Here is a 16017-nt window from a genome sequence, read left to right as displayed (position 1 = left end):
GAAACGGTCGCAGACCGAACTCAAACACCTCTCGGATACGCGGAATAACCGGCGTCGATAGTATCGCCGCCATGCCGTTCGTAACCGATATACTAATTATCGTCGCGTCGGCAAGTCAACCAAATGAGTTTCTCATCACCCAAGATGTCACTTCTCTCCGCTCTCTCCGGCCCTCCAGACACACTTGATGGGCGGAATGTACTTCAATACGTTATTATGCTTACCGTATTACTCGTCGCCATCGTTCCAATCGTAGCGCTCACGACCGGTCTGCCGGTCCTCGCGCTGGTTGCAGTTGCTGGCTTGTTCTATACAGCAACGCTGCTCGCTACCGAAAGCATCTTCGAGGGACTCTCTGCCGCCATATTCGTTCTTGTTACGTTCTCCGCGAACGTCCCGCTCGTCGAACTCCCGTTGGGTGGCGAAGAATACACCACTCCGATACTGAACGCTCTACTGGTCGATGTTGTCGTGATTCCATTCGCTGGGTTGATGCTCTGGTGGTTGTATTCCGGGAAAATCTCGCTTAACTTCGGTCGTGAACGTATTGTCGGGTACGCGCTAGCCGGATTCGTTTGCTGGTCGCTCCTCGCAGGGCTGGTCGGAAACGGCCCGTCGCGGCTTGCGGGGCTGTTTTACGTTGTGGTGCAGCTTCGGCATCTGGTTTTGTTCACCATTAGTGCGGTGATCGTCAAGTACATCGGCATTCGTAGCGCGGTGTATTCGCTCGGTATCGCCATCGTCGGCCAGCTGATGTATGCGATGGCCGAAATACTCAATTATGGTTCGTTCGGTCTCACGTACCTAGGCGATTCGGGCAGTGGACCCGGTCCAGCCTTCTCCGTTGGGCCATTACAATTCGAATACGCTCTCTATGCCGGAGGATTCGCTGGCACCTCGCGAATTCTCGTTGCCTTGTTGTTATTGGTCATTCCAGTCATTGTCGCGATCGTTGTTCGACGTTCGATAGTATGGAAACTCGCGGCTGCGGTAGCCCTTGTTTGCAGCACGCTTCTCGTTCGCGTAAGCCAGACCGACTCCGGTTTCGCTGCGTTTCTATTTACAGCCCTGTTGATGGCCATCGCGCTCTGCACTCTCTGGATCGCAACCGATACAACCGATCGCACGCCCCGAGACAGGACGTCCGATTACGTCTCAGGGATCAGTAGTACCGTGGGTTTGGCTGCTCTGAGTGTTTTTTTATTCACTCGTCGAGAAATATCAAGAACGTCGAGAAGCACGAAGGCGACCGGTACAAGCGGCGGTGACTCGGCTAGTGGAACTTCTGCGTTTGGTGGAGTTTCCTCAACCAGATCGAATTCTGAGGTCGGTAGTGATTTTATGATTCAGATTGCCAATCAGATTCCATTCATCGAAACAACAAATTTCTCGATACGACTTCAACAGTACATTGCAGCCATCGATATCGGGCTCCAATATCCGTTATTCGGGATTGGTGGAATGAACTTTCCACTCGTCGCCGAGTCGTATGGATTACCTAGACCGATAGAGATTCACAATATTTATCTATCAATCCTCGCCAGCACCGGTTTTCCCGGCGCGGTGTTCTTTCTGTTGAGTATCAGTGCGGTACTCGTGATCGCCGGAAAGAAGGCTATGTCGTCGGAAAGCGACCATCTCTTTTGGGCGATGCTTATCTGTGGAATGCTCGGGTTTCATGCATATAGCTTCTGGGTAACGATTCATTCTGGTGGGGTCGCGTACCTTGTATTTTGGGTGCTCGCCGGTACGGTCGTCGGCGCGAACCGTCGGCAGGAAACAGACATCACCAGCCGCTCAAGCGCCACATGAGCGAGGAATCAGCTACGAGCACTCACTTCGAGTCTCTCCGATCCATACTCGGTGGTGCATCAGCCTTTATCTCTGGCCAGATGTTCGTCAAACTCACCGGATTCGCCATCAACGCACTGTTGCTACGTGGACTCGGCCCAGAACTATACGGCGTCTATTCTTATGCGAAATCGTTCATCGACGTTTTCTCCTCAATAACAACGTTTGGTTCGGACATAGCGGTACTTCGCTTCCTTCCTGCATTCGAAAGTAATCCGAACCGACAGAACCGTGTCCTTGGCGTGGCATCACTCGCATCGCTTTTCGGTGGTTTCCTCATCGCTGGTGGACTGTTCGCTCTCGCACCGTTAATCAACAAATACACACTACATCAGCCGGTGTTTGTGGATGCACTTCAGATATTCGCTCTTCTACTCCCACTCGATACGCTCTCGAAACTCATCGGCAGTACATTCCGAGGCATCGAACTCGCAACCTATCAAGTATTTGTTACGAAAGTTCTGCGTCCTATCCTCCGTCTCACAGCCGTTACCATTGCCCTCCTCATTGGATTCTCTCTACTCGGAACGATCAGCGTGCTCGTGGTTGCAAGCGTTGCCATCTTCGTCATCGCGGGGTTCGTCCTGATCTATCGGACATCGTTCCGGCCCGCACCACCCGATTCCGCCGCCGAAGCCCGTGAATTTTTTGAGTATTCGATGCCACTGATGTTCTCCCGTGCCGGGACGATACTTTATAACCGGGTTGACGTCTTTATGGTCGGATTTCTCCTCTCGTCAACAGCCGTCGGATTCTATAACATCGGTTTTCTCGTTTCGAGCGTTGTCATACTCCCGCTTACCGGCCTCAGCCAAATATTTACGCCCATCGCGTCCCGACTGTTTGAGGCAAATAACTACGAGGAACTAGACTCTATCTATTCGACAATCACACGATGGGCGTTTACCGTTTCGTTGTTTGCAGCACTATTCGCTATCGTGTACGCCCGTGAAATCCTCGCATTATTTGGTCCAAGTGTCGTTCGCGGCGCACCCGTACTACAACTGTTTGCCATTGGCCAACTGCTGAACGCTGCCGTCGGTCCTAGCAATGATCTGCTCATGATGACCGACCACGAACGTCTCTCTTTTGTCAACAACTGGGTGTTCGGTGTGGTGAACGTAATCCTTGATTACGTGTTCATTCAGAAATTCGGCTTCGTGGGCGCTGCATTCGCTACGGCAAGCGTTTTGGGTCTTCTGAACATCGCGCGGTGGTTCGAACTCCAGTATTTAGAAGGGCTTTCGCCATACTCCAGAAATTACTACAAACCGCTGATCGCGGGTACAGGCTCTCTCGCGAGTATGTATGGCGCGACGTATTTGACCGGAGGGATATCACTACTAGTAGTGGGCGGCTTCGTTGGTGTTGTGGTATTCGGAGCGATTCTTTACGCACTCGGTATCGAACAGGACGACATCGAGTTCATCTCACGCATTCTGTGATGGATCAGAATGTACCGAAGCAGGTTAGCTACAATGACAGCGTGTCATAAAACTCTTCACACACCTCACAAAGAACCCGAGAAACGGTATCTGAGAAGCAGCCAGTATCGTCGTAATTCAGAGCCAGCGGTAGCGGGCCTCTCGACCGATACGCGAAAACCATGCCAATCGTTCTATGACACTCTGTACAATGATCGTATAAACTGTGCAATTTCACAACCGATAAACGGTATCTGTGTTTTCGTTCGTCAGTCCATCCAGTGCGTTGCGTGTATCGAAGATCAACGGGGCGTAATCAACGATTGCCTCGAAATCAATTGTCGAATGGTCAGTAAGTATCACGACACAATCTTGCTCAGCAAGTAGTTCGGAGGTAAGGCGAACTGATTCGTACGTTCGTTCCTCTGTATCGAGCTGCCTCACATATGGATCATGGTAACATACAGATGCACCACGATCTTCGAGACAACCGATAACATCAAGCGCAGGGGATTCTCTTGTGTCGGAAACATTTGCTTTGTAGGCAACTCCGACGACTAGGACATCAGCTTCAGGCATTGGAATACCCTCTTCATCCAATAATATCTCCATCCGACGCATCACGTACGTCGGCATGTTTCGGTTGATTCGATCTGCTAATCCGATCAAGCGCATATCCACACCCCGCTTATTCGCTTTCCATGAGAGATACTGTGGATCAATCGGTATACAGTGACCCCCGAGACCCGGCCCTGGATAAAACGGCATGAATCCGAACGGTTTGGTAGCAGCGGCATCGATAGTTCGCCAGATGTTGGCATCAAATTCGTGGGCGGCCCGTGCGATTTCGTTACTCAGTGCGATATTAACGCTACGAAACGTGTTTTCGATTAGTTTCACCAACTCCGCTTCTGTACTCGAATCGACGGGAACGATTTTCTCAAACACAGGTGCGTATAGCGCTTCCGCTCGGTCACTACACGCGGCCGTCACACCGCCTAGAACCTTTGGAATATCTGCTGGCGCATACTCTTCATTTCCCGGGTCGATACGCTCAGGTGAAAACGCAATGAAAACGTCCTCACCAACAGTACTACCGTTCTTGGTGAAGGTTTGGGCCACAACGTCTTCGGTTGCACCGGGATAGACAGTACTTTCGAGTACGACTGTACAGCCGTCTGGGAGTACGCCAGCCAACTCTTCGGTTGCTTCGGCTACATACGAAATGTCTGGATTGCCTGTCTTCCGAAGTGGTGTCGGTACACAGATACATACCCCGACCACATCGGAAAGTGCCTCGTACTCTGTCGTCGGTTCAAATGTACTGTCGAGATGCTGTTGGAGCCGGTCATCCGATACATCACTAACATAGGAACAACCGTCGTGAAGCTGTTCGATCCGTTCCCGGTCAATATCAACTCCAATAACGTCGTACCCAGCATCGGCGAACGCGAGCGAAAGCGGGAGTCCAACGTAACCCAAACCGACAATCCCAATCCGATCGTTTTCCGTATCGATTTTGGTATCCATTGTACTAGTCGATATCGAGCACAGCAACAGCCTCGTATTACTGCCTCGCTGGTAAATAGCAGGAGGTCGATTTCAATTAAACTTTCGTTTGATCTGTGGGTGCATGACCGGACAATGCCACCCTCTGATGCATATCCATCCCATCGACCGATTGACAACGCAGAGCGTTTAACTCGGCTTGGCAAGATAGTTTGACTCAGCGAACTGTGGGTGAAATATTCAGAGACTCCATATTCGTTTCACCGTAGATACACCTTCAAACTAATCTTCAATAGAAACCGCACCGATCTCTTGATAGAGAATATGTGTTGATATCTGCAACAAATAAATTCACGAGAGAAGCCAAGAGAATTCATGCACCAGTTCGTGCAGTTGCTCCCGTCGCTCCGCTCGCTAATGACTAAGACAATTTTTGAAAGTCAAGGAACTTCTCACACCAGCTTTTTGCATAGCTGACTCGGAGCGTTATTTGCTCGAACACATCCTGGACGAGATCCTTGAATTCGCTCTCATTTTCGACGATGATTGGACACATCGTCCACTTGAGTTGATCCCAGACTTTCTCGATCGGGTTGAGATGTGGTGATCCAGACGGAAGGAAGATGAAATCGATTCCGAGCTGATGGGCGCGCTTACGCGTGTACTCACAGATATGCGAACCGTGCTTGTCCAAGGCGAGCAGAATCCACTTGCCGGGATTCTGCTTGCGGATCGTCTCCAACACCTCACAGATCCGTTCTTTCGTCTCGTCCTCGGTGAATTTCACGAGACTCTCACCGTTGAGCGCGTAGAACCCTACCGCAGAATCGTCGGTCTTGACTAATGGTCGTTCGACGTGTGGATCGTCGACGTACCAGACACGTCGCGAATTATCGTACGGCTGTGGTTGTGAGGCGTAAAGAATCCGACGACGGTACCGCCGTCGGTGCAAACATCGTCGTCGACGACCCATCCTTCTCCATCCTCGCCCGCGCGTTTGTTGTGTGGCTGCTCGCTCTCGTCGAGCGCGTCATCGACGCGCTCTTCGAGCATTTCGTCCGGATTCTCTGGTCGATGTGGACGCTTTGGCCGCGGTTTCGCATACGAGAGCCCGAGCTTCCGCAGGAACGTGCCGAGATAGTTCGGGTGATATTCGACGTCGAATTCTTCGGCGAGAAGGTGCTGAATCTCCTGTGATTTCCAGGGTTGGCCGTCACGCAGGAGCTCGATAAGCTCGTCTTGCTCGTCCTCGTCGAGCTTCGGGGGCCTGCCGCCCCCGAAGTTCGGCATGAGTTCGTCGAACGCGCCGTCGTTCCAATCCTCGGCCCAGCGCGTTCCAGTTGCCGGTGAGCGCCCTTCTCGCTCGGTAGCCTTTGGAATAGTGTCGCCTTGGTAGAGATTCTTGACGAAGCCGATCCGCCGAAGACGGTGGTCGTCTTCGGCTTCCCGAAGCAGTTCGTCGATCTCCGCTTCTGGAAGGTGTCGTTTGATCTCCGTCCGACGCGAGCTCCCCATTACCCGAACATCGTGCCCCACTTTCAAAAGTTTCCGGGAACATTAGGGAGCGGAGCGATCTCTTCAGCGATTTCGAGCAGCGTCTCAACGAGATACGCTTCCTTGGCGTGATCGAGGCGGACACTCAGTCCGCCTTGTTCTTCCCAGAACGCCACGTTCGCCCGCTCAGCGAACGTTACCAACGTCCAGATGAGAAACACCAGCTGAAGGTAGCGCTCTATTGCCTGTTTCCTTCCAGCTGGTACTGCTTGAAGCGGCTCTGGTGAATCACTATATGGCAGTTGATTTAGTGCTCATAGAGCACGCTTCATGTTGTGAACCGCGCACATCAGGACGATCTCACGGAACTGACCGTTACCAGGTTCGCGCACGCACGGCGTCGCCGAGCGTGCGCTTGATCGTCGAGAAGACGCTCTCGGACATCGATCGCTGACGATATCGAGGGCCGTCGACCCGCGCGTTATGCGCGTGGTCGATGGGCCGGAAGATTCGATGTTTGATCAGCGGTCTCACGCCCTCGTTACGCAGTTCCTTGCGTAAGGTCATCCAGTCGTAGCCTTTGTCGGCAGCAAGGCTGAGCAGGTCGCCCGCGTTCCGCAGGGTGACCTGCTCGCCGATCTTCGTGTCGTGACGTCTCGACGTCGTACAGTGAACGTCCAGCACCGCCTGAGTGTCTGTATCGACGAGTGCGGTGGCTTTGAGCGTCTGTACGCGGTAGTCCGTGCGTCGGCAGTAGTGGCGGCTGGCGTTCTCACGATCGAAAAACGTTGCATCGATCGCAGCATGTCCAGAAGGGTCGTGCAGCTGTGCCGAGAGGCGCAGCTGCACTCGCCAGATCGCGATCGTGAACCTGTCGAAGGCTTTGACTAACGTCGAATGATGAGAGATCGGCCGCGTTGAGGCCGATCTCCCCGGTTATTTGCGGCATCTCGCTCAGGAGGTCGGGGCGACACGGTAGGATTTCCGAGATAAACCCGGAGACAGTGGAGCGAAACGAGAGAATGGTCGGCGAATCTGCCGCCTCCAGCAGGGGCGGCGGATTCATCTCTATCATTGACAGCGTTTTTGGCCAACGTAACTGCGCGAGTCGTGAAGCGAGAAACTTCGGACATAGCATCTCATGGTTTCCGCTTCAGACACCTTCGTCTCACGGTCCATCCTGCCGCTGTATAGTGATTCACCAGAGCCGCTGAGAGTTGTCGAACGGTTGCGGCCACGCTTCATCGAAAGAAACCCAGGACGACTGGATCATCCTCCTGTTCCTCGGTATCCTTCTCGTCGAGCGCCTCGGGGAGGCGCTCGACGAGGATCTCCTTTGCGTTCTCGGGACTGCGCGGATCCATTGGATGTGGTTTGGCGTAGTACATCCCGCTCTCGCGTAACTTCCGGCTCAAATGAGACGGTTGTAGGTGACGCCGTAGCGTTCTTCGATAAGTGCGTGGATCGCCCGTGGCGTCCACGGTTGGCCTTCTTCGAGGATCTCACACAGCTCGGGGAACTGCTCGTTGGAGAGTTTCGAATGCCGGCCGCCTCCGAAACTCGGTCGGAATCCATCGACACCGGCGTCGTTCCAGGCGTGTTCCCAGTGGCTGCTGTTAGCCTGTGAAACTCCGACGCGTCTGGCGGCTTCTTCAGGTACATCGCCCGCGTAGGGATTCTTGACGAAACGCAGTCGACGGACGAACCGGGCCTCGTCCGCTATCTGAGCCTCATTGATCGCTGTATCGAGTTCGGCTTCGGGAAGATGCTCAATCACATCGAATCGGCAGTGTCCACTCATGAAGTCAGTAGGCGCTGTGAGTATCCATACTTTGCGCTGATCACTCCGGGACGCGAAATCCTTGGAGAGAGTCCACTAACAGTCCACTGCGTTTCGGCGAGAATCAGCGCGCTCACGAGGTGTTTGAGCGAATCAGCATTGCGGCTGTCGGAGAAAGCTGGCTCAAACGCTGAGAGAGCTTGTTCGAACCACGGCGGGATACGAGTAACGCCGAGCACAGGACGAAAACATCAGGATCGAACCCGGAATCGGCGTTCGATCTCACTACCGACTGCTCGCTGACCAGTCAGCGAGCGTAGGGAAGAGTTTCCAAGCCGAGGTGTTTAAGTCGGCAGATCAAAAGTAATAGTAATAAGATGACTCTCCCCTCTCGTTATACGCCAGAGAACCTTCTCGATGCGATTCGCAACCCACGCGTACTGCTCGGGGAGCTCAATCGGCTTGGTGTGAAATTCAATATCTGGGTTCACAACCGCTCTCAATCGTCTGGCGGTACTCGTGTTATGGCCGAGGACTGGGACAATCTACTCATCCTCGATGCATGCCGTTTCGACATGTTCGAAACGCAGAATAGTATCGCAGGCGATCTTCAGCACCGTCGGTCACTTGGCAGCGAGAGCTGGGAGTTTTTGAGTGAGAACTTCGCCGACAGAACGTTTCACGATACGGTCTACGTCACTGCTAACCCTCATGCCCCGAAAATCCCTTCCGGGACATTCCATGCCGTTGTGAATCTCCTTGAGGAGGGATGGGATGCAGAACTGGGAACCGTGCATCCCGAGACAGTAGTCGAAGCAGTGCAACAAGCGCAGAATCAGTATCCGGAGAAACGACTCATCGCACACTTCATGCAACCACACTACCCGTTCATCGGCGAACATGGCCGGGATTTGAACCACAAAGGTATCTCCATTCATCTTTCGAGTGAACAAAGTGACACGAAGCGAAAAGTATGGACAAATCTCGGCTATGGCCGTCTCAATAGAGCGCAGGTCGTGAATGCTTACCGGGAGAATCTTGATATCGTACTCAATTACGTTGAGGATCTTCTCGATTCACTGTCTGGTCGATCGGTTGTTACCTCGGATCACGGCAACCTCATAGGTGAAACAACATCTCCCATTCCTGCCCGCGGCTACGGTCATCCTCGTGGCCTAAACAGCGACGAGCTCAGGATAGTTCCATGGCTGGTCGTTGAAGGCTCGGATCGCCGCACCACCGTAGCCGATACGCCAACGGAACAGGATGAAACCGACTCCCGAGTCGTCAGGGACCGTCTCCACGACCTCGGATATCGATGATCCAACACTCAACCCTTTCAGTTTGAGACCCGATTTTCGATCGCTCGCTTCGCAGTTCGTGCCATTCTGTACCCACGATTTCCAGTCATGGCAATAAATGCGTACAGATAAAATATCGGATTGAATGGCCATTTGACCAAGGCATCAATGAAGAATTCGCGCGCTTTCTCTGTCTCTCCGTTTCGGAGTGCGGAATATCCGATGCCATATTTGAGATGAGCACTTGATTTCCGCTCAAACAACCACCCGTAATCCGCGGCAATCGTTTGAAACTGTTCGGCGACTATCGGATACGATTGCTCCAATTTCGCCGTAAAGTTATCACTCACCTGATCGTGTTCAGTTCCGCGCTGACTGATTACAAGCGGTTCGTCAATAGTGAGGAATTCACAATGTAGCGATACCCGAAGCAACCAGTGACGGTCATTCCATGATGGTAAATTCTCGTCGAACAACCCTGCACTCGCGACGATATCACGCCGAACGGCGATAGAGGTAAATGGAATGTTGTATCCACACAGGAATGCTTTTGTCAGATCTCCCTCCTTAGTCGCATGTTGGAGGGTGATTGTTGAACCATCCATATCGATAGATCGCATGGCAGTGTATATTGCACCGACATCTGAGTCTGTTCGCTGAAACAGATCGACCTGTCGCTCGATTTTGCTTGGTTCCCACGCATCGTCATCATCCAAAAACGCGATGATTTCACCATTTGCGTGTTCGATGCCCGTATTCCGTGCCGCGCTCGTACCGCCGTTTTCTTCGTGGCGAACGAATACGAGATTACATAATCCTTCGGTTGAACTCTTTTCTACGATATCCCGGGGTGACTCAGAGGAGTGGTCATCTACGACGACGAGTTCGATCTTGTCGTAGGTTTGCTCGGCAACCGTCTCGATAGCCTTGGGAAGGAACTCCCGTCGGTCGTAGGTGGTGAGGATGACGGTAACGAGGGGATCCACGTCTACTGTACTCATTGTTCCTTTACCATCACACACAGTAATAAAGCGCCCGCTTCGATCCAGTATCGAGAGTTGATTCCATGAGATAGTCGATTATCGAACGATTACTGAGGCGTGATCTCCAGTGGCCAACTCCTGTATCCTTCCGGTGTACCGATAGGTATCCGTTCCGGAAGCTACAGCACCTGTAGCTACTCCACCGGAGATATCGTCTTCGTCAGTAAGCGAATCCATCCGACGGAAATCTCCAGTCACCATGAGTTGATAGCTTGTGTATTTACTGGTACCCGAAACGCTGATTATCTGGGCCGAGCGATCAACCTTGATACGGGTGTGTCCATAGAGAGATAATTGCTCAACGTCCCCGGTGAAAGCATAGCTGTCCTGGCCAGAACCGACAGCACCGGTTGCTGTCGAACCAGAGATGTCATCCTCGCCAGTAAGATTCTTGCCATCAAGATTACCAGAGACCGAAAAGCGATAATCGGTGTGCGACCCATCGCCGTCGATCATCAACACATGATCGGGACGCTGGCCGACATGGGCCGGCTCACCGTCAAGCGTAACGTTCGCCTCGCCATCCAGATCGAACGCGACGAGTTCGCCAGTGAATCCGTAACTATCACGACCCGAACCGACAGCACTGATAGCCGTCGAGTCGGAGATGCTATCCTCGTTGGTGATACTCGCTCCTTTGAGATTACCACTCACTGTGAAAGTATAGTCCGTACGTGAGCCAGTTCCGTCGATGACAAGTGCGTGGTCAGGGCGCTGGCCGACGTGGGCCGGCTCGCCGTCAAGCGTGACGTTTGCCTTTCCATCGAGCGAGAACGCTATGAGTTCGCCCGTGAATCCGTAGCTGTCGGAACCCCCACCGACCGCTCCGGTGGCAGTCGAACCGGAAATCGTGTCTTCACTGGTGATGCTCGCTCCTTTGAGATTACCACTTACTGTGAAGGTGTAGTCAGTACGTGATCCAGTCCCGTCGATGATGAGTGCATGGTCGGGACGCTGGCCGACGTGGGCCGGCTCGCCATCGAGCATGACGTTTGCCTCGCCGTCCAGATCGAACGCGACGATCTCGCCCGAAAATTCGTAGCTGTCGACACCGGAGCCGACCGCACCAGTGGCCGTCGATCCAGAGATGTTATCCTCGGAGGAAAGCGAGCCTGCCCCTTCGAGATCACCACTCACTGAGAAAGAGTAGTCGGTACGCGATCCAGTGCCGTCAATTCTGAGCGTATGCGAAAGTCCACCCCCACCCTGATTGGGTGTCGGACAGGAGCCACTCGCATCGATGTTGCGCGTCCGGACCCACGTGTTGTCCTCGACGACGCGCTGGCCATTGACGTCGATCGTACTATTGACCACTTTGCTGCCGTCAGAGTCGACCAGTCGCACGCCGTTACGATTACCACCGTTCTGGTCGATACAACAGCCCTTCACCACCGAATCATCACGCTGATCGATACGGACCGCGTCGGCACCGGACGCCGATCCGGTCACACTCACGTTTTCAAGCGTCGTCGAGTGGGGCTTCGGGGGCGGACCACGGTTGCCGAAGCCGACCGGTGCCTTCGCGTAGACACCACGGATCGAGTCGACGTCGACCTTGATACGCGTGTTCCGGATCGCGTGATCGGCCCCATCGCTGCCGACCACGACGCCGCCGCTCGAATTGGGCGTCGAGGCAATAGTGATGTCGCAGTTCTCGACTGACGCGCCGCGATAGCCGAACTTCCCGGCCTCGAAGCGAACGCCGCGCGAGTTGAGCGTGTCGCCGGGGTTCGGACTGTTGCTGTTGTCGAAATCGGCGGTGATAGTCGCGTTTTTCACGTAGCTATCACTGCTGCTGAGCCGGACCTGTGTGATATCGTTGTTCCGGAAGACGCCGCCCTCGACCTGAACGGCACCGCCCGTCCGACTGCAGTAGAGCCCGTTGTTGGGAAAGCCCTCGAACTGGCAGTTCTTGAGTGTGACCGTCCCCTTGTGACTGATCCCGATCCAGACGCCGACGCGGCCGTTGCCGTGGTTGTACGCGCCCATCAGCCCGTCGTTTTTCGCGACGACGTTCGAGACCGTCCCCGTCCCATCGGGCGAGCGAACGATCGGATAGAGGGCATAGGTGACGGCGGGGTTGCCGTTGCCACCACCTCGCGGGTCGCTGTTTGGATGGATCCCCTGTCCGATATACTCGACGTCGTGAACTTCGAGATCGTCGTCGACGCCGAAATGGAGCCCCGGCGTCGCCCCCGACGCCCGCAGGTCGACGTCGATGTTCTCGAAGAGTAGCCCTGTCCCGTCGTCGACGACGAGCATCTTCTTGTTGTACCCTGCCGGGGCTTTAAATCGGACATCACCCTCCCCGAGGAAACCGAGATTCGTCTTATCCAGAATAGCGTTTTTCTCGGTGATCCTGTACTCACCGGGTGGGAACTTCAACAACGTATGGTCGTCAGCCGCGTTCCGGATCTTGCTGTCGCAGGGCTCGTTGCCCGAGGGATCACAGCCCGCATCCGACACCATATCGACCGTCTGTTTGAATTTGATCCCCCGTCGCGTGAACGCCGCACTTGCTGCACCCGAAAGCATCGATGCCGAGCCGGCTGCAACACCAGCAAGCTTCAGATACGATCGCCGATCGACCGAAAGCGACGTGTTGTCCCCCACTGACGGCCCCTCGCGATTCCCATCGCTGCGTAGCATCACTGCATTAGGCACCACCTTACTAAAAAAAAGTTACGGTATGTTTTCCAATAGATACAGGTAGCATCGAAGATACTAGTATCGACTATTGTTATCAAAGGAATATTTCCTCGATCAATCTCGACAAATACCGTTAACCATCGAGTCCATCAAGAGCGTGTTCAAAACTGTATTTTATTTAACTTGTCCGGGGATAGTATGTGACTTTCAAAGAGTCGAGTCTAGCAACTGATTTTCAAATCCATTGTTGTCGCTTACAGATTTCCGAGTGCTAGCTCGTACACTCTGTGCGTGACGTGTACTAGAGGAAGTGAAGATGACGGCCGAAACGTTTGCTGCATTTGTCCCTTCGTGATAGTGTGTTGTAAGGACGACTTTGTGCGGACGCTCAAGTGTATCTACCATCTGACTGTTCACGAGCGCGTAGCGAATCGTCTCATTGTTCCGAAGCTCGTCGGCCCCAGCCAAAGCCAGCGGGTGCGCGCTAGAGTAGAAATCGAGAGCGAAAAGTGGCCGCCCGCTCCGTAGTTCGGATTGTACGTAAATAGGCGCATTCGATGGAATGCGAGCGTCAAGGGCGGCTCCGTGTTCGGCCTGTGTGCGGTCCCAGTTTGATGTCCCAACCGCTGGCGGTGTGACAAGCAGCATTACCACGACAAGGATGAGTACAGCACCGCCGGCGCGCGCCCATCGTTCAGAAAAGAGGCTGCTACGCAGTTGGTCCCATGAGGCAACAAGGATAGCCCCGATCAGCAATGTCACTGCAATAGCAAAAAGCAACCCTTTGGAAGAGCCAGGATAGACTCCGGCAGTGTTTGCAAGTACGTCCGGAAGGACGCCGATTCGAGGTGTCCGAGCTGAGATAAGAATGACTGTTCCTAGTGCGCCGACAACCGCTACTTGGGCGGATCGTGCCCCATTGACGGCCGCTCCTCCCAGATAGCCAACAATGAGGGACATCGGAACGTAGGCCGGAATGAGATACCACGGGTGGTCGCCCGTAAAAGTGAAGAGTACACCAACGCTCGCGCCCCACCACACAAGCCATGTGATTTGCCATCCTTCAACCGCCATCCGCGACCGAACCGCGCGAACAGCCCAGACGCCAATTGCGAACGGGAGGACATATCCCCACGGGTCAAGCGAATCAGGTGCCCGTCTGAGATACGGATAGGACAGTCCCGAAATGAGCGCGTTCGGGTCGGATCCACTACCTGCCCGTCCAATGACTTGCTCAATGAGGATTTCATCGATAAACTCCGGACCGGCCACAGCGAATGTATACATCGGCCAGAGGGCGATACAGATGATCCCACCAGTAGCTGCTATTGCTGTCGGCCGTGTCAGAAACCGTCGCCAGTGCCGTACGATCAGCGGGGCAACAACGAGCACGAACGCACCGAATGCAAAACCTTTCGTAAGCACTGCAAGTACTGCGGCAGCGGTGGCGGCGTACAGCAACGCCGGCCGTCGGTCCTGTGTGGATACATATCGCCAGATGAAATAAGCCATCACAGTGCCGAAGAGCACGAATAGCATGTCCGTCCCGCCTTCCCTGCCGCCGTTCATTCCTGCATAGAGGTACGGAATCGTTAGGAAGACCATCGCTGCGCCTACCCCCGATATGCGGTCAAAGAGATCGCGGCCGAAGACGTAGAGAAGTGCGGCCGTCAGGACTGTGGCTGTCGCTGATGGGATCCTCGCAGCGAACGCGGTCGTGCCAAAAAGTAACATTGAAACTGCTTCGAGCCAGATGGCAAGCGGCGTTTTTTCAAGAAACGGTTGGAATTCCGTGCCCCAATGGAGATGCGGGAGGAGCCAGTATCCCTGTTCGACGGCAGTTCGGGCAGCGGTCGCGTAGACGCCCTCATCCCACGTTCCGAGCGATGACCCGCCAAGGTTGACGTAGTAAACGTACATTCCAGCAGCGACTATTGCTGTGAGCCACCATCGGTCGATACGTGACTGGAAAACGTGTTGGCGGGCCTGTGAAACGGCAGTTCGAAGTTTCATCTATCGCGTCGCTCCAAGGAAAGATAGGTAACTCACACAGAAAAAGCAAAGACCGGCAAGAACGACTGCGGCTCCAGATTTAGACGTTCGTCGATGGTGAGTGAACAGACCAGCGACAGTAAGGCAACTCCCGAGTCCGACGAGAATTTGGCCGATCCATGCGCTCGCCGACTCAATTTGAGGTAGTCGACTGCGACAAGTGTTACGTGTCATAAATATCCATTCTGGGCCGGGATAAAGTTAGTTGCGATAGGCCGCATCGGGTGCTGGATTAGCTGATTTCCCATGTAAACAGACTTTCCGCAACATAGTTGGCAATCATACCAGTAAATATTCCAATAATATTTGCGATAGTAGGCCAGAATTCAACGCCAGATACCGAAAGTGAGAATGCTACGCCACTCGTCAGGTAAAATAACACCGAGAAAGAAATTGCAAGACCAACAACTCGAACGAGATGAGATTTGCTCCACCGACGGGCAGTCGCTAACGTATCAGTAGCGCCCTCGTCTGCAAATGTCCACTTATCGTTGATGGTAAACATTATTGTGATTGATGCTTCTGCGCCAATGACTTTCGCAAGCAACGGTTCAGTCCCGAACGCAGCCGTGAGAAAAGCGACGATTATCGTTTCAACTACTGCTCCAACAACCCCAACCGAGACGAACTGTCCGATTCGTGTCCGATTGTAAAGTGTTGTAAATCGAGAATCAGTTGCCATTCTCTATTAGAGATACTCAGCATCTTCTAAAAGATACTGATATGAATTGGATGGCGATGGGGCAGAACTCCTTACAAGGAATACAGTAGGACTGCTCTATTGAAAACGACACACGGCGTCGGGATTATTTGATACTAGTTAGAGAGCGTGTCATAGAATCCGTCTCATGCCGTGAGCATCTCGCGGCCCGGATTGTCTCCTCGTTCGTCGTTGGTGATTGCGACGACCACTC

At 53.6% G+C, this 16017-nt stretch carries 10 protein-coding genes and 2 pseudogenes; 3 read left to right on the top strand and 9 right to left on the bottom strand.

Annotated features, from left to right (window positions below):
• The first annotated feature begins 123 nt into the window (after positions 1–123).
• On the top strand, positions 124–1812 hold the full coding sequence (locus C451_RS06470) for an O-antigen ligase family protein (protein WP_049913020.1): 1689 nt from the start codon (positions 124–126) through the stop codon (positions 1810–1812).
• A complete protein-coding gene (locus C451_RS06465) occupies positions 1809–3296 on the top strand; it encodes a flippase (protein WP_007738993.1) in 1488 nt (495 codons plus the stop codon). Before C451_RS06470 ends, C451_RS06465 begins: the two co-directional genes overlap by 4 nt.
• Positions 3297–3509: 213 nt before the next feature.
• Here C451_RS06465 and C451_RS06460 read toward each other — a convergent pair whose 3' ends face one another.
• From C451_RS06460 to C451_RS06440, 5 genes and pseudogenes are all read right to left on the bottom strand, one after another.
• A complete protein-coding gene (locus C451_RS06460) occupies positions 3510–4805 on the bottom strand; it encodes a nucleotide sugar dehydrogenase (RefSeq protein WP_007738992.1) in 1296 nt (431 codons plus the stop codon).
• A gap of 400 nt (positions 4806–5205) precedes the next feature.
• Positions 5206–6299, bottom strand: a pseudogene (locus tag C451_RS21035) (IS630 family transposase).
• 293 nt (positions 6300–6592) lie between these two features.
• Positions 6593–7411, bottom strand: a pseudogene (locus tag C451_RS06445) (IS5 family transposase).
• Positions 7412–7519: 108 nt separating this feature from the next.
• Positions 7520–7693 carry a hypothetical protein gene (locus C451_RS22585; protein WP_161605850.1) on the bottom strand — a complete coding sequence of 58 codons (174 nt, stop codon included), beginning with the start codon at positions 7691–7693 and terminating at the stop codon, positions 7520–7522.
• Complete coding sequence (locus C451_RS06440; protein WP_007738987.1) at positions 7690–8079, bottom strand: helix-turn-helix domain-containing protein; 390 nt, start codon at positions 8077–8079, stop codon at positions 7690–7692. The genes C451_RS22585 and C451_RS06440 overlap by 4 nt, the downstream gene beginning before the upstream one ends.
• Before the next feature lie 503 nt (positions 8080–8582).
• Here C451_RS06440 and C451_RS06435 point away from each other — a divergent pair.
• The gene (locus C451_RS06435; protein ID WP_206536686.1) at positions 8583–9380 is read left to right on the top strand and encodes a hypothetical protein; all 798 of its coding nucleotides are present in this window, start codon (positions 8583–8585) and stop codon (positions 9378–9380) included.
• Positions 9381–9397: 17 nt separating this feature from the next.
• Here C451_RS06435 and C451_RS06430 read toward each other — a convergent pair whose 3' ends face one another.
• The 4 genes from C451_RS06430 to C451_RS21020 form a co-directional block, all read right to left on the bottom strand.
• Entirely contained in the window at positions 9398–10360 is a 963-nt protein-coding gene (locus tag C451_RS06430) for a glycosyltransferase family 2 protein (RefSeq protein WP_007738985.1), read from the bottom strand.
• 78 nt (positions 10361–10438) lie between these two features.
• The gene (locus C451_RS06425) at positions 10439–13051 is read right to left on the bottom strand and encodes a hypothetical protein (RefSeq protein ID WP_049913018.1); all 2613 of its coding nucleotides are present in this window, start codon (positions 13049–13051) and stop codon (positions 10439–10441) included.
• 207 nt (positions 13052–13258) lie between these two features.
• Complete coding sequence (locus C451_RS06420; RefSeq protein ID WP_080503524.1) at positions 13259–15064, bottom strand: ArnT family glycosyltransferase; 1806 nt, start codon at positions 15062–15064, stop codon at positions 13259–13261.
• Between the two features lie 271 nt (positions 15065–15335).
• Positions 15336–15785, bottom strand: a complete 450-nt coding sequence (locus tag C451_RS21020; protein ID WP_007738982.1) for a GtrA family protein — start codon at positions 15783–15785, stop codon at positions 15336–15338.
• Between the last annotated feature and the right edge of the window lie 232 nt (positions 15786–16017).

The organism is Halococcus thailandensis JCM 13552 (genome assembly GCF_000336715.1).
Lineage (GTDB): Archaea > Halobacteriota > Halobacteria > Halobacteriales > Halococcaceae > Halococcus > Halococcus thailandensis.
Note: the sequence above shows the minus strand (reverse complement) of the source record. Positions and strands in the feature narration are given on the sequence as shown.

What these genes read in the sequence shown, in the direction of transcription:
- C451_RS06470 (WP_049913020.1), top strand. Translation starts at nt 124, where the DNA reads ATGAGTTTCTCATCACCCAAGATGTCACTTCTCTCCGCTCTCTCCGGC.
- C451_RS06465 (WP_007738993.1), top strand. Translation starts at nt 1,809, where the DNA reads ATGAGCGAGGAATCAGCTACGAGCACTCACTTCGAGTCTCTCCGATCC.
- C451_RS06460 (WP_007738992.1), bottom strand. Translation starts at nt 4,805, where the DNA reads ATGGATACCAAAATCGATACGGAAAACGATCGGATTGGGATTGTCGGT.
- C451_RS06440 (WP_007738987.1), bottom strand. Translation starts at nt 8,079, where the DNA reads ATGAGTGGACACTGCCGATTCGATGTGATTGAGCATCTTCCCGAAGCC.
- C451_RS06435 (WP_206536686.1), top strand. Translation starts at nt 8,583, where the DNA reads ATGGCCGAGGACTGGGACAATCTACTCATCCTCGATGCATGCCGTTTC.
- C451_RS06430 (WP_007738985.1), bottom strand. Translation starts at nt 10,360, where the DNA reads ATGAGTACAGTAGACGTGGATCCCCTCGTTACCGTCATCCTCACCACC.
- C451_RS06425 (WP_049913018.1), bottom strand. Translation starts at nt 13,051, where the DNA reads ATGCTACGCAGCGATGGGAATCGCGAGGGGCCGTCAGTGGGGGACAAC.
- C451_RS06420 (WP_080503524.1), bottom strand. Translation starts at nt 15,064, where the DNA reads ATGAAACTTCGAACTGCCGTTTCACAGGCCCGCCAACACGTTTTCCAG.
- C451_RS21020 (WP_007738982.1), bottom strand. Translation starts at nt 15,785, where the DNA reads ATGGCAACTGATTCTCGATTTACAACACTTTACAATCGGACACGAATC.